Annotated in this window: 9 protein-coding genes; 2 read left to right on the top strand and 7 right to left on the bottom strand. The window is 40.2% G+C overall.

The window, feature by feature from the left end; genetic code table 11:
- Positions 1 to 128 precede the first annotated feature (128 nt).
- Positions 129 to 3,686, bottom strand: coding sequence for a chromosome segregation protein SMC (smc, locus tag SAE01_RS17750; protein ID WP_147205137.1), 3,558 nt, complete (start codon positions 3,684 to 3,686; stop codon positions 129 to 131).
- Between the two features lie 348 nt (positions 3,687 to 4,034).
- Here smc and SAE01_RS17745 point away from each other — a divergent pair, with 348 nt between their 5' ends.
- Positions 4,035 to 6,155, top strand: a complete 2,121-nt coding sequence (locus tag SAE01_RS17745; RefSeq protein ID WP_147205136.1) for an ELWxxDGT repeat protein — start codon at positions 4,035 to 4,037, stop codon at positions 6,153 to 6,155.
- A gap of 426 nt (positions 6,156 to 6,581) precedes the next feature.
- Here the strand turns inward: SAE01_RS17745 and SAE01_RS17740 are convergent, their stop codons facing one another.
- The 3 genes from SAE01_RS17740 to SAE01_RS17730 all read right to left on the bottom strand — a co-directional run bounded on the left by SAE01_RS17740 (position 6,582) and on the right by SAE01_RS17730 (position 9,982).
- A complete protein-coding gene (locus tag SAE01_RS17740; protein WP_147205135.1) occupies positions 6,582 to 7,430 on the bottom strand; it encodes an MBL fold metallo-hydrolase in 849 nt (282 codons plus the stop codon).
- 214 nt (positions 7,431 to 7,644) lie between these two features.
- Positions 7,645 to 8,961, bottom strand: a complete 1,317-nt coding sequence (locus SAE01_RS17735) for an OmpA family protein (RefSeq protein ID WP_170234197.1) — start codon at positions 8,959 to 8,961, stop codon at positions 7,645 to 7,647.
- A gap of 205 nt (positions 8,962 to 9,166) precedes the next feature.
- Positions 9,167 to 9,982 (bottom strand): NHL repeat-containing protein, encoded by an 816-nt coding sequence (locus SAE01_RS17730; RefSeq protein ID WP_147205133.1) that lies wholly within the window; start codon positions 9,980 to 9,982, stop codon positions 9,167 to 9,169.
- Positions 9,983 to 10,211: 229 nt separating this feature from the next.
- On the opposite strand from SAE01_RS17730, the gene SAE01_RS17725 reads away from it, so the two are divergent.
- The gene (locus SAE01_RS17725) at positions 10,212 to 10,718 is read left to right on the top strand and encodes a lysozyme (RefSeq protein ID WP_218029185.1); all 507 of its coding nucleotides are present in this window, start codon (positions 10,212 to 10,214) and stop codon (positions 10,716 to 10,718) included.
- Positions 10,719 to 10,742: 24 nt separating this feature from the next.
- Here SAE01_RS17725 and SAE01_RS17720 read toward each other — a convergent pair whose 3' ends face one another.
- From SAE01_RS17720 to SAE01_RS17710, 3 genes are all read right to left on the bottom strand, one after another.
- Positions 10,743 to 11,054: a hypothetical protein gene (locus SAE01_RS17720; RefSeq protein WP_147205132.1), complete on the bottom strand. Its 312-nt coding sequence runs from the start codon at positions 11,052 to 11,054 to the stop codon at positions 10,743 to 10,745.
- A gap of 422 nt (positions 11,055 to 11,476) precedes the next feature.
- Positions 11,477 to 12,754, bottom strand: a complete 1,278-nt coding sequence (locus SAE01_RS17715) for a metallophosphoesterase family protein (protein ID WP_147205131.1) — start codon at positions 12,752 to 12,754, stop codon at positions 11,477 to 11,479.
- Positions 12,755 to 12,946: 192 nt separating this feature from the next.
- Entirely contained in the window at positions 12,947 to 14,095 is a 1,149-nt protein-coding gene (locus SAE01_RS17710; protein ID WP_218029184.1) for an AI-2E family transporter, read from the bottom strand.
- Between the last annotated feature and the right edge of the window lie 65 nt (positions 14,096 to 14,160).

Here is a 14,160-nt window from a genome sequence, read left to right as displayed (position 1 = left end):
GTAGAAAAATTAGGAGTGTTTGTAGTAATGTTCCAAAAGAACGAAATAAGAAACAGCCTAAAACAGCAAGAACCGCAAAAGCGGCTCTTACTACACTATCTATTACAAAAGAAAAACAAAAACCTTTTTTATCCGATTGCTACCTTTTTGGCTGAAGGAGGCGTGTCTGCCAGCCCTCTAAAATCAACCGGTACTAGTTTGCTTACACCGGGCTCTTGCATAGTAACACCGTAAATCACATCTACCGTACTCATTGTTTGCTTATTGTGCGTAACAATAATAAACTGGCTATTCTCACTGAACTGTTGGATCATTTTTGTAAACTTTCCAACGTTCGCATCATCTAACGGAGCATCTACTTCGTCTAAGATACAGAAAGGCGCGGGTTTAATCAAGTATATCGAAAATAATAATGCTGTCGCCGTTAAAGTTTTTTCTCCACCGCTTAACTGACCAATACTGCTTGGACGTTTTCCCTTAGGTTTCGCGATAATATCAATTCCGCTTTCTGCCAGGTTTGTCGGATCCACCAATATAAGGTCTCCCTGGTCCTCTTCAGTAAACAATGTTTTAAACACTTTTTGAAAATGTTCCCGTACCTGGTTAAAAGTATCAAGAAACTTTTGGTTGGCTGTTGTCTCTACCTCCTGTATTGTCTGCATCAGGCTCTCCTTCGCATCCACCAGGTCATTCTTCTGTTCGACAATGAAGTCGTACCGCTTTTTCATTTCGGTATAAGCCTCAATCGCTGTAGGGTTCACTTCACCCATATTTTCAAGACGTTTCTTCATCCTGTCCGAGGCGGCCTGCAAGTCTGCAACAGGAGTATCGGTATTTCGAGCCTGGTCTAAAATTTCGTCAAGGTTAATCTTAAACTCTACACTCAGCCTTTCCTTCATCCCTGCCAACTGCAGTTTTAGCTCGTTCAGTTTGTCTTTTATCTCGGTCAGTATGTGATCGATCAGCTCCTTGCTTTTTACCTTCTGACGTAACTCGCTTTCCTTCGCTTGTAAAGTGTTTCGGATGTTGTAATATTCCTGGTCAGCATCATTCAACTTCTTTTCTTCTTCATCTTTCATTCTCATCAAATTGACGAGAAATTCATCGTTGTCATTCAGGGAAGCCTCGTTTTCAACGATGGTCTCTGTTGCCTGCTTGAGCTGGACCTTGTTATTTTCAATTTGCTGAGTCAAATCGTTTAACTGGTTTCGCTTGAAGTTTAGCTCGGTCTTCAAAGCCGAGATCTTGCTTTGCTGACGAGTCAGTTGCAGATTGTTTTCGTTGAACAACCTGTTAACCTCATTGTAATCCTGCTCGGCCAGTTTATAATCCTGCTCCTGCATTTTCATGTTGTCTGAAGCAGCCTGCAGCTGTTCATTCAAACCAAGCAATTCTTCCCGTACATCTGCAATCGAGTCTTGGTTGGCTTCCAGGTTTCCTTCAAGCTCGTCAAACCTTTTCTGACTATTGCTTTGCATTGATACCAGGTTCTCCAGCTTATTTTGCAAGGCGAAAACCTGGTTCGTCAGGTTATTGATTTCCTGCTGTGTTTGCCTGATAACGTTTTCTTTCAGTTGGTCGTTAAATGCAATAACCTCGTCATGTCGCGCCTGTATCTCTGCTTTGATGCTGTTTACAACTGTTTCCTGCGCTTCGATTTGACTAAAGAGTTTTTCCAGGTTTTTTGCACGGCCGATTTTTTTCCCTTCAAATAAACCTACACTTCCACCAGTCAAAGAAAATTTGCCCTTTACGAACTTACCATGTTTTTCAAGCACTACTCCCCCATCGCTGTCTAGCATTGCAGCTTCATCGTCTGCTATATAGACATTGCAAAGAAGGTATTCTGCGAGCCGGCGATATTTTTCATCAACCTCGATTACTTCAAGTGCCTTAATTGTATTTGCCGGCTGATGTTCTTCCGTCTTTTTGTAATTGTTGATTCTGTCAAGCAAGAAAAAATTTGCTTTCCCTTTCTGATTAGCGTCCAGCAAATGAACTGCCTGCATACCTTCCTCAAGGTCGTTGACTACGTAATAGTTCAGGTAAGGCTCCAGCACATTTTCAACCGCGGCGCGATATTCTTCCTTTACATAAATAGTATCAGATAAGATGGGCGCTGTATGATTCCAGTTTTTATTCTTATGGAGAAATTTTACACTTTCCGGGTAGCCTTCCATGCTATCGATTAAACTTTTCAGCAAAGCATGTTCATTACGTTTGCTATCCAGCTTACGGCTCTCTTCCGCTAAGCGGTTACGCAAACCTTCCATTTTCTGCTGAGTCTCCAGTATGCGTTGCTTAGTGGCTTCGTGTTGCTCTTGTAACTCGCGTAGTTCTACCCTTTTATCCTCCAATTCCTGCTCTTTGTCTACCCGCTGTTCCTCCAATTGTTTTAATTGGCTTTCGCGCTGTTGCCTTTCATCCTGCAACTGGGTTAAAGCTCTTTGAAGATTTTGAATAGACGCATCAGCTACTGCTACCTTTTTTTCTGCATCGAACTGCTTACGTTGAATATCCTGGAACTGGCGGCGAAGTTGGTCAACAGTACCGCGTTTGTCGTCGAACACCTGGCGCTTAGCAGCTACATCCATTTTCATCTCATCCAACTGCAGCTGTAGATTGCCCAACTTTCCTTCTTCCTCGCCCAACTGGAGCGTAGTAAACTCAATTGATTCATTGATTCCGCTCAACTGACCTTCCGCCCTATCCAGAAAGGCCTTAATGCTTCCCTCCTTCTCCTTTAAATGTTGCAATTTTTGTGTAGCAAGCTTCTTTTCATTCTCATGCGTTCTTAATTTCTGCACGAGGTCGTTGAACTCATGCTGCATACTTTGCAACGCCCTTTCCTTTTCAATGAAGCCTACTTTCTCCTGCTCGATAAGTGCTTCCTCGGTAGCAATTTCTGCTTCAAGGCGGATTTTCTTATCTGTCTCACTCTCTTGCTTCTCATGCAAATCTCTATAAGTATCGTTGAAACCTTCCAACGAGGCCTTCGCCAATTCTACAGAGATCTCTTTATAATCCTTCTTAATTTCGTAGTACTTCTCAGCTTTTTTGGCCTGATTCTCCAGGGTCTTTAACTGGTTATTGATTTCGAATAACAAGTCTTCGATACGATTTAGATCTCCTTCGGTTGCATCCAGCTTTGCCTTTGCCTCTTTTTTACGTGTTTTGTAAATGGTAATTCCGGCAGCCTGCTCCAGCATACGCCGACGACTATTTTCCTTATCGCGAATAATATCATCCACCATTCCAAGTTCTATAATGGCATAACTGTCGGTGCTTACACCTGTATCCATAAACAGGTTATGGATATCCTTCATGCGACAGCTAACATCATTAAGGCGGTATTCACTCTCCCCGTTCTTATAAAATTTTCTTGTAACGGTTACGGTACTAAACTCCGTTGGCAACAGGTTCTTTGTATTCTCAAAAGTCAGGCTCACTTCTGCTAGTCCACTGGCGCTACGCGTGCGGCTGCCATTAAAAACCAACGCTTCCAAATTCTCACTACGTAAAGCACTAATCTTCTGCTCGCCAATCACCCAACGAATGCTATCAATAATATTGCTCTTGCCGCAACCATTCGGTCCAATGATGCCGGTAATACCTTCATCAAAGTTCAGCACCGTTTTGTCGGCAAAGCTTTTAAAACCCTTTATTTCTAATGACTTTAATCTCAATTTCTACATTTTTAAAATAAATTCCAGTAGTACAATCTGTAGTTACTACTTAAAACTTACTATTTAAAACCTCTTCTAACTGCGAACATAGTTCAAAAGGCAATGAAACCGAAATCATGGTCGCGTGCGGTGGAAAGGTTGTGGATACGTAAACAAAGCGCCTTCTGCCCATCGTTTATTAGAATATGAAAACGCATTTTACGCCTTCCGCCAGTACAATTTTAGGTTTAAAGAAAAAAAGAATAATTTTCTGTTTTTTAAATAATAAATAATTGGGGGTCTTGCAAACTTTTAAAGCCTTTTGTATTTTGATCTTATGAATTTTTATAATTTAAAAAAACACTGGATATGAAATCAACATTACAAACTCTTCTTGTTGCACTATTTATTTTTTGTTTTGAAAAATCTTTTTCACAAGTAACCTTACTATCAAACAATACAAACCTGACTACAGGATTTGTACTAAATGACAAAGCCTTATTAATTTCAGAAGAAGACTCCCTGTGGGTTACTAATGGTACACCAGCAGGTACGGTAAAACTTACTAATTCCGTGTCGTACGTAGATACCGGAGGAGGTCAGATTTTTAATGGAAAATTCTTTTTCTCTGGGGCTAATTCCGCAAACGGCCAGGAGCTTTGGGTTACAGATGGCACTTCTGGTGGAACAACCCTTTTAAAAGACATAAACACAGTTACCACGAATTCTATCCCCGCAAATTTCTTCACCTACAACAACACTTTATTTTTTACAGCAGACAATGGAGTAAATGGCCGCGAACTATGGGTAAGCAATGGAACAGCAGCCGGAACCGTAATGCTGAAAGATATCAACCCTAATGCAGGCAGTGGGTTAAGCATTCCGACCACTAACTTTCACGTTGCAAATGGTATTCTTTATTTTGTAGCTAATAATGGAACAAACGGCGAGGAGTTATGGCGAACCGATGGAACGCCTGCCGGTACTACCATGGTTAAAGATATTACCACCACTCCAAGTGTAGCTACATCAACACAATTCGGCCAATTTATCAATCTAGGAAATATTTTTATTTTTAGTGTTACCGCAGGAGAATTTTTAACCTCTACTAGTCAGTTATGGAGATCTGACGGTACTTCAGCCGGCACTACTCTTATTAAAGACTTCGGAACTTTTTCAGGATTTTTTCCAGTTTTCTTTTTTCCTTTTAATGGCAAAATTTATTTCAATGGTACCGATTATGCAAATACAGGAAACGAGCTGTGGGTTACAGACGGTACTACAGCGGGTACAACGCTGGTAAAGGATATAAATCCGGGTGGTGGTGAGGCCAGTTCTGTTCCTTTTGTGTTTAATGCCGTTGTAATGAATAACAGGTTTATTTTCCAGGCAACAACTGCTGCCAACGGAAGTGAACTGTGGTATTCTGACGGCACCGAAACCGGAACGCAACTATTGAAAGAGATTAATCCGGGTTCTGCTAACGCAAATCCTTTTGTCTACAAAAATTATGATTTTTCATCTGGCAACATCTATGGTAGCACGCTGTATAATGGTAAGGTATTCTTCTCTGCTAATAATGGAACAAACGGTAAAGAGCTTTGGATCACTGATGGAACTTCGCAAGGCACCACTATGGTAAAGGATATCAATACCGGCGCGCCTACCGGAGTAGCTGACAGTGTCGTAAGCTATCTGTACACAACCTCCGGTTTATATTTTAGCGCCAACAACGGTTCAGGGTATGAGCCTTGGATATCTAACGGAACAGATCCTGGAACAACAAGAGTGTTTGACGTAAATACTGGTACTCCCGGCTCCAACCCCCGGTACATGTTTGTCTTCAATAACCAGTTATACTTTAATGGAACGAATGGTGATGTAGCCGGTAGAACTGACTTGTTTAAAATTGACGCAACGGTTACGGTGTTGCCAATAACTCTGCTAAATTTTGCTGCAACTGTAGAAAGTTCAAATTTGGTTAACCTTCACTGGTCAACTACTAATGAGATAAATAGCAGTCATTTCATAATTGAGAGAAGTGCAGATGGAAACAAGTTTACTGATATAGGACACGTTAATGCAACCGGCAACAGTACTATTAAGCAGGATTATAGTTATTCTGATCGCCAGTCTTCAACTCTAAGCAGTCCTTTACTGTATTATAGATTAACGTTAGTAGATAGGGATGGATCACAGGTGCCTTCTAAAGTGCTGCTCGTTCGTCTGCAGGGAAGCGCAGTGCAATTTACTTTCTCGCCAAATCCAGTAAAACAACAATTAAATGTTACGGTTGAGCCTGGTGGAGCAAAAAATGTTTCCTTAAGAATTATAGATGCCGGCGGTAAACAGGTATACCAACAGAATATAGCAGGAGGCGCAAACGTCTACCAGCAATACATTGATGTAGCAGGCTTACAAAAAGGTGTTTACTACATTCAACTAATTACAGACAAAATTGTAAAAACAGGAAAGCTTATTAAACAGTAGTAAAAAATAAAATTTTATGCGAAAGCCGTCTCATTGAAATGTAGACGGCTTTCTTATTATTTATTCCTGGCTTAAAAACTTAGTTGATGAAGCGGAGACACTTTCCCGAGACGGATATATCGACTCCCTGCTATTTCTTGTTGCTAAGTTGTTGAAGTAAAATATCATAGAGACACCAGAGACAAACATTAATATAAGGGCAATTGAGAGTACCATACTTCGTAGAATTTAGATACAGTATAAAATATCTAAGCCGCATGCTTTTTACTCAAATAAGGATGTTTCGAGAATCTTTATTGAATTGGTGCGCATGCTTTTCCACTAACAATTGTTAGTTATATTAAGGCAAGTGAACTCAATTATTATCCAGCGAGCCTTAATTCTTGCACATCTGCATGCAACTCTCTCTTACTTTCCTTCCAGCTTCTAACTTTCCTTATCCACAAACTTCCCGTGCTCTGGAACGGCTACCGTTTCAAACTCATTTACTAACCTTCTCAAGCCTTCGGTTAGCTCTGCGCCGTCCATAGCCGTACCATGCCCGGGAACAACAAGCTGCGGATTAAGTGCCGCCAGCTTTTGTACTGATTCATACGCAGCCCGCCAATCAGTGGTTAGGTATACAGGAGGTCCACACACTTCTTTCTTTTGCACAAGTACCTTATACATTGAGTCCTGCTTAACGGTTATAAAGGCATCAGCAGAAATAAGGGTTGCATCGCTTTCTCTGAATAACGCCACTTGTCCGGGTGAATGACCTGGAGTGTGTATCCATCGCCAGTCTTGCAAATGAGGAATAGAGCCGTCAGCAGGAAGCTCTCGAAGTGCAGGTGTTATATCAATCGGTTCATTGGGATAGATGGAAGATATTTTAGCAAGCATTCCTCCTTCCACAGAAGTATCAGGTTCAGGATAACTTTGCTGACCAGTTAAAAATGGAAATTCAAGTGGATGAGCATAGACAGGCACATTCCAATGTTCAATTAGATGAACAATTCCACCAACATGGTCAAAGTGGCCATGGGTAAGAATAATAGCAGCCGGTTTCGCGTTTGCTCCAAATATATCCTCCGCAACCAGGCGAATTTCTTCTCCACACTTTGGCATCCCTGCATCTACCAAAACCCACCCTTCAGCCGATCCAATAAAAATAACATTGACAATTTGATTGGTATAATATGAGACATCGCTCCTTGCCTCCCTTACTTTACCACTCGATATTGATGTCATTGGAATAAACTTGTCATCCTTGCTTTGATACATTTGGCTATCCATAATTTTTTTACTAAAATTGAGGTAATATCAGTTCAACTCTCAATTGTTATACCACTAGAATTATCGGTAGTTTGAAGATTTTTTTAATCAAAAAGAGAAAAATCAATATTTGGCTTAGCCAGAGAAACAGTTGGAACATAATAAAAAAGCAGCCCCTGAAATCACCCAGGAACTGCCTTAAGTTTGTTTGTTTTGGTTGCTGTTTATTAAACCTTTAAATCTTTATAAATTCCACTCTCCTGTTCTGTGCTTTGCCTTCTTTGGTTTTATTATCTGCTATTGGTTGCGTTATTCCCTTTCCATCAGTTGAAATGTTGGCTGCATCGATGCCGTATTCTTTTACAATTAAATCTTTTACCGCGGCAGCTCTTTGTTTCGAAAGCTCCATGTTTGCAGCAGCATCTCCATCGTTACTTGTGTGACCGACTACCTTTATTTTTACTGTAGGATTTTCCTTCAGCACGCTTGCTATCTCTTTAATCACACCATAAGATTCCTGCTTAATCACTGCACTGTTTACGTCAAACAAAATTCCGCTTGTACTAAACTTACCTTCTTCAATTAGTTTATGCCTTGTATCGGGCAAGCCTGTAGCTACTTTAATATTTTTTAGAAATACACCTATCTCCTCGTCCTTGTAATTTGATCCTTCGAGGTGGAAAACAAGTTGATTCATAACGTCGCTTGTATTAATCGCCTTTGGAACATCAAAGATTTTTGCTTCATTCACCCAAAGACGTAGACGCTGTTTTTGTACATGAATAGAATAATGTAACGGTTTATTAAAATCTTTAGAATAATCATTTAAAGTAACGCGATCACTTAAAAAAACCTGCCCGCCATTTTTGTTACTCTCCAGTCTTGCACCACCGCTTCCATAAGCGTTAATACTTGTTGTTACGGAGTTAATGCTTTCATAGTTCTTTAAAAATTTATTATCTCCATTGTCTGCAGTTCCGCTGGAGAAAAAGCCGAAGGTGACGTCAGGTAAAGAATAGCCGCCTTGCTTGGGCTTATAATAATAAATCATGTCGAACTCGATAGTATAATTCTCACCGAAAGGTTTAGTATTACCACTTAAATAAGTATTGTTTTGAAACAGGCGCAGCCACTTCCCTTGCTTACCCTCAACCGTCATCACTTCTCCTTTTCCACTGGCATTCCAATTTGTAGGCAGTTCGCCAATTGCGTCTTGCGCAAAATCTTCCGTATAAATAATTTTGTCGCCAGGAACAAAATCAAATTTAGAGTAGCTTGTTAGAGTAGCTTTTTCAACTGTTTCCTCTTTTTCACCTGAGGCACCTGTTGCTTGGGAAGTACTTTGTTTAGATTCCTTTGCTGGAGTCGTGTTCTTGCCTTCGACCTGGTCAAGCGTTTTATCAATGGCCTGGTCAGTTTTGTTGTTTATCCTGGAATTGACTTTTGATTTAGCGCGATCTAAAATGTTTCCGAACTGAGCATAATTACTAAAGGGCACACAAAGAATGAAGCCGGCGATTAAGATTTTTTGCATTGTTAGTTTTTGTATCATGATGCTTTTTTTGTTGATTACGAATTGCATTAATGATGACAAAACTATTTATCGAAAAGAGACTTGGCAATCGCATAAAAATGCGAATTGCCTTAATAAACTACTGGTATAAACGTTGCTTTTTCTAGTATGAGCGGTTATTAGTTTGGATGATAATTAACCATAAAACCTGAATAGCATAAATATGTGAGTTGAGAGCAAAACTCTACTGCAACCTATAAGCAGATACAGTCTTTCCAAAGAACGTTGGAACGTAAATGATTTTTTTGGCTGCATCATAGCCTATATCGGCAGTATTCTTTTTTTGTGGGCTTGTATCCAACATCGTTTCTACCTTACCGTCTGCTGAAACATAATAAATCCAACCTCCCCAGGCAGTGGCTATAAAGTCTCCGTTGCCAATTGGTTCCACTCCGTCGCCACCTTCAGGTAGGGTTGCAACGGGTGTAACTTTCTTGTTCATATCCGCCTTTACAAACGATTTTCCTGACGCTATATACAAGTCATTCTTTACCGCCCTTAAGCCGTTTACCCCCTGCATGTTTTCGAGGTAAAGCACGGGCTTATCGTTTTCAATTTTCCAAACGGTCGCCTTTTTTGAATCTGAAACATACAGTACTCCGTTGCCTGAGACCGTTACGTCGTTAAGGCCCTCAGCTCCATCAACTTTAATTCTTTTTGTGATCTTTCCACTAGCAATGTCTATCACTGCTACCTCAGCTATGTCTGCTACGTACAGCCGGTTTCCAACTTTTGCCATTCCTTTTGGCGCGTTAAGTCCGTGTACCCAATAGCGATTGATGACTTTGCCATTCGTTTGGATTTTTGCAATTCCACCTTTGCCATCGACACCCCAGGGATCCCCATCTATCAAGGCCACGTACAACATGTTCCCAACCGGTAAAACAGATTCAGGAACTGCAATGATGGTGTCAGTTTCCCATAGCTTAACAAGTTTATGTTTTTGTGCCACTGCTGAAAACGAGAGACCTACTAACAGAAAAGTGAAAATATTTTTCATAATAAAATTTGATATAAATATAGAATTATGAGGTTGAAAAGCAAAGCATTACCATTCGGGGCTGTTTTGAAATCCTTCGTTCAGGATAAGATTGTAAATAGAAACAACGCAAATAGTTGACTTTAGAAAAAGCCCTGCCCCTTTCAAAATTTCCTTTTATGCATTATGACTTTTCGATTTTCAATTTTATCTTAAAGCATTCTTTTTATGAAATACTAATTCATACTTTATGGCAACTTCAGTAACTCCTACAATGCCTACCCGCCCGGCATCAATTGTAACTAAAAACGGAATTGAGCTAATTAAACAATTTGAGGGATTATGCTTGAAAGCTTACCTCGACCCCATTAAAATACCAACTATCGGCTACGGAACTATTTGCTATGAAAATGGGGCTAAAGTAAAAATAGGCGACGTTATTTCTCAGGAGCGAGCTGAAGAATTACTCTTCCATGGAGTAAATCAAAAGGTTTGCAGCATCACAGAAATGATCAAAGGCGTTCCCTTAAATCAAAATCAAATAGATAGCCTTAGTTGCTTTGCTTATAACGTTGGTTGTGGTGCATTGGCAGGAAGTACATTACTTAAAAAAGTGAAAGCAAACAGAAACGATCCCACTATTCGTGATGAGTTTATGAAGTGGAACAAAGCAAGAGATCCTAAAACAAAACAACTGGTAGCACTGGCAGGATTAACACGCCGGAGAAAAGCTGAAGCCGACTTGTATTTTTCTTAATGAGTTTTGCGTTCTCTGAAAGGCCTACTCCTTGGTATTTTCGTATGCTCCTTTTACTCTTTTTAAGTCTTTTTTTCGCAACCAGCCTTTTGTGGTTTGTCCCAAATGGTTTTTGAATACGACGTAAATGAAACCATCTGTCTCATCAAGTGGTCTAATGGATGCGTAGGAATTATTCCAGTAATTAATGAAGGCCTTTCTTCTTGTCTGTTCATCAGGCTCATTATAAAAATGTGCTACGGAAATTACTTTATAATCTGTCTGCGGTGAAGCTCTTTCGGTTTTTACAGGCACCACTGCTTTTTGTATTTGAGGCTCTTTAGCAACAGCCAGCATATCGTCTTTCGTCTCTTTTGCGGGAGCACTTTTTGGTCTTGGGTAGTAGCGTCATTTGCAAGAGCTGCACTTCTTTCGTTGCCACTAATTTGCTCAGAGGTTTGATCCTTTTGAGATAATATTTTGCGGGCCGCAAGACTGTTTTCTATAGGGTCAACCGCGACAACGTCATGAGTGTCACGCAAACGGAAAAGTAAAAAATAAGAACTGGCAATAGCGCCAATTACACACAGAGAAATTAATGCTATTCTTAACTTTCTTTTATTGCGTCGTCTTCTATCTCTTCCGTAGTAGTACATATTTTTTGAATTAATCAAAGACCTTACCAAGCGTTTAAAAAAAGACGCTGAAAGTACAGCAACAGTTGCCACACTAGCTTTTAAAAGGCAACAGCTGAAACGCCGTTGAAAAAAATGTAAAAACTACGCTTCTATCGCTTTTCGTAAATCTTTTGCAAACGTTTTAAGTTTTCTGTCGCTGTCTGCTGTGTGATCGGTAATACTTAAGCCAGTTAATTTTCCGGTAGCGATATCTACGGACCACTCTTCCTGCAAGACTTTCCGAGGTTGCTCTTGCTTATCGTTGTCGTCGAAGTAATTAATGGTGAGGTTATTTGAAGCGATATTTAAAACGACAAATCCATTATAGCCGAGTGCGATTTCTCCATCAATTCTTTCTCTTTCTCTACAGTCGTACAAAGCAAGGTTACGGTTTACAGGATTTAAACAGTCGGCATTTTTGGGACTTTTCAGCTCTTTCTTTTTATTGATTTCAACAGGCATTCCGCTATTTCCAACACATCTTGCGAAAATGTTTGAGCCATTGTCTAACTTGTTTGGGCCGTATACAGAAAACCAATGCTCGTGTCCCCAAAGCCATATAACATCTCGGCCGGGCTTTATTAAAGATGAAATAAATTTTCCTGGCTTTGGAAACTCCTCCTCAAAAGCTGAGAAACATTGATGATGTGAAAGGATGATAAGTCCACGATTATCATCATCTAATCTAACGGTCTTTTCCAGCCATTCTTTTTGCTGTTCGTGGAGATCCAGCTTGACGTTAGCGCTTAAACCAAGAATTCCCTTCAGCGAATAATAGCCCGTGTCTAAGCCGATGATGCGCCAGTAATCATTTTCGAGGCAAAAGAAACTAGCTTGTTGGGCCTTATCATGATCCTTAACAAAGTTGCCCATATAAGGCAATAGTTGCTGGAAATAACTTCTGCCGCTCGAATACATTTCATGGTTACCCAGCAATGCAAAACTTCCCTGCTTTCCATACGGCCACGTACCCTGATGATCGGTATTAAAATTGTCCGCAATCTCTTTTTTATTTCCAACATAGTAGGTATCTCCAAGGTGAATGCTGTAGTCGTTGTCTGCCGCCTGGCGAGCTATGAGGTGAGACTCAAAAGTATCGGAAGCCCAATCGCTTAGTAAAGCAACAGTAGTTAGTTTGTCCGAATCATTTTGCATTTTGAAGATCCCATTGTTTATCTCGGGCTTAGGATAAGTCTGGTAGGCAAAATGAGAATTACCGATATTGGCTATATTTCTAACTAACCACGTAAGCTTGTTTTCTTCGACAAGACCATGCATATCGTAATCAGGCTTCTTGTTAACGATACTATCTCTTACAGACAGTAACTGACTAACAAGAGAACTTTTGTTCATGTCGATAAACTTCCTTTTATCCTTCATAGTTGCAGTATTAATTGCCCTACTTTATCGTTTTTTCAAATAACTGATCAAAACTGTTCAGACTACAACAAAGTATAACGGCTTTGCAACATTTGCAATAGCAGCAAGATTTGCGCTATCAATCCTTGTCACGGAGAGCTTTTGGAAGCTACGGGGCAAAAAAGGCAAAAGTATTTGAGTAGACAGTACCGGCTATCTTTCATCAGGAGGTTCAATCCCATTTTCTTTTTTCAGCTGCTCTTCGATTTTCTTTCCCTTTTTTCGAAAAACAGGAAAATTCATTGGGCTTTGCCTGGGCTGTTCATCACCCAATAATACACCCCACTGCTTCATACTTTCTGTGCGGTCAAAGATTATTTTAAGAACAGCCATAATGGGTAACGATAAAAACATTCCTGAAATTCCGGCGAGCGCCCCCGCGATAATAACTCCGACAATCGTAGCCAGTGCGTTGATTTTCACTTTCGAACCCACTATTCTCGGCATCAAAATATTATTGTCTAAAAACTGCACTGCCGCTATGGTAAGTAGTACCGTAAGAATCGGCCATAGTTCCTGTGAAGAGGTCAGCGTGAGCAGAACGCCTATAATGTTTCCAAGTAGGGCGCCGACATAAGGAATCAAATTAAGTAAGGCAAATATTACCCCAATCAATATTGCGTGTTTAATTCCAAAAAGCAGTAGAGTAACCCCCAGTAAAACGGTTATATAAGTTATTTGGATAAGCAACCCAATGAGATAGCTTTTGATGATCGTTTCCGTTTCATGCATGGCACCTTCGACTTCCTTCTGGTTCGATTGCGGAAACCACAAAAAGACAAAGCGCAACAATAAATTTTTATAAAAAAGCAACAGAAAAACATAGATAGGCAGCAGGCCGACAAAAACAAAAATGGAGGTTAGCGAAGATGCAGCACCACTTAATACACCCCCGGCATAATTAACCAGCTTTTTGCTTTGATCATTAATAATCTGCACTTGCCTTTCTGTAGAAAGATGGGTTCGCTTGTCAATCCATTCGCTCAGTGAGTGTAGGTGCACTGTCACGTTTTGCTTGATTTGTGGAAAATCGTTAACGAGACTACTCATTTGTGAGGAAAAAAACCACAGTATCGCAACTACCAGCACTATCAACATCATGATGGCTAGCGAAATAGATAAAACCTCGGGAAACTTTCTTTTTTTAAAAAACCTGTAAACAGGCAGCAGAACAATGCTTATAAAAAAAGCGAGAACAATAGGCATTATAATGCCTTTTCCCGCTACAATTATTACCCCTAAAAAATATAAGCCTATAAGCTCCAAAGCTCTCCTGACGGTAACCGGCATGTCCTTATTCATTGCACTTTTTTTGCATCGTAGTTATAAAAATAACACTACTATGAAAACTGGGCCACAGGCCACTT

Origin of the sequence: Segetibacter aerophilus (genome assembly GCF_007991655.1) — a bacterium.
GTDB lineage: Bacteria > Bacteroidota > Bacteroidia > Chitinophagales > Chitinophagaceae > Segetibacter > Segetibacter aerophilus.
Note: the sequence above shows the minus strand (reverse complement) of the source record. Positions and strands in the feature narration are given on the sequence as shown.

Excerpts from the sequence above, each read along its gene's own strand:
- SAE01_RS17735 (WP_170234197.1), bottom strand. The coding sequence starts at position 8,961 with ATGATACAAAAACTAACAATGCAAAAAATCTTAATCGCCGGCTTCATT.
- SAE01_RS17725 (WP_218029185.1), top strand. The coding sequence starts at position 10,212 with ATGGCAACTTCAGTAACTCCTACAATGCCTACCCGCCCGGCATCAATT.
- SAE01_RS17740 (WP_147205135.1), bottom strand. The coding sequence starts at position 7,430 with ATGGATAGCCAAATGTATCAAAGCAAGGATGACAAGTTTATTCCAATG.
- SAE01_RS17720 (WP_147205132.1), bottom strand. The coding sequence starts at position 11,054 with ATGCTGGCTGTTGCTAAAGAGCCTCAAATACAAAAAGCAGTGGTGCCT.
- SAE01_RS17745 (WP_147205136.1), top strand. The coding sequence starts at position 4,035 with ATGAAATCAACATTACAAACTCTTCTTGTTGCACTATTTATTTTTTGT.
- SAE01_RS17715 (WP_147205131.1), bottom strand. The coding sequence starts at position 12,754 with ATGAAGGATAAAAGGAAGTTTATCGACATGAACAAAAGTTCTCTTGTT.
- SAE01_RS17710 (WP_218029184.1), bottom strand. The coding sequence starts at position 14,095 with ATGAATAAGGACATGCCGGTTACCGTCAGGAGAGCTTTGGAGCTTATA.
- SAE01_RS17730 (WP_147205133.1), bottom strand. The coding sequence starts at position 9,982 with ATGAAAAATATTTTCACTTTTCTGTTAGTAGGTCTCTCGTTTTCAGCA.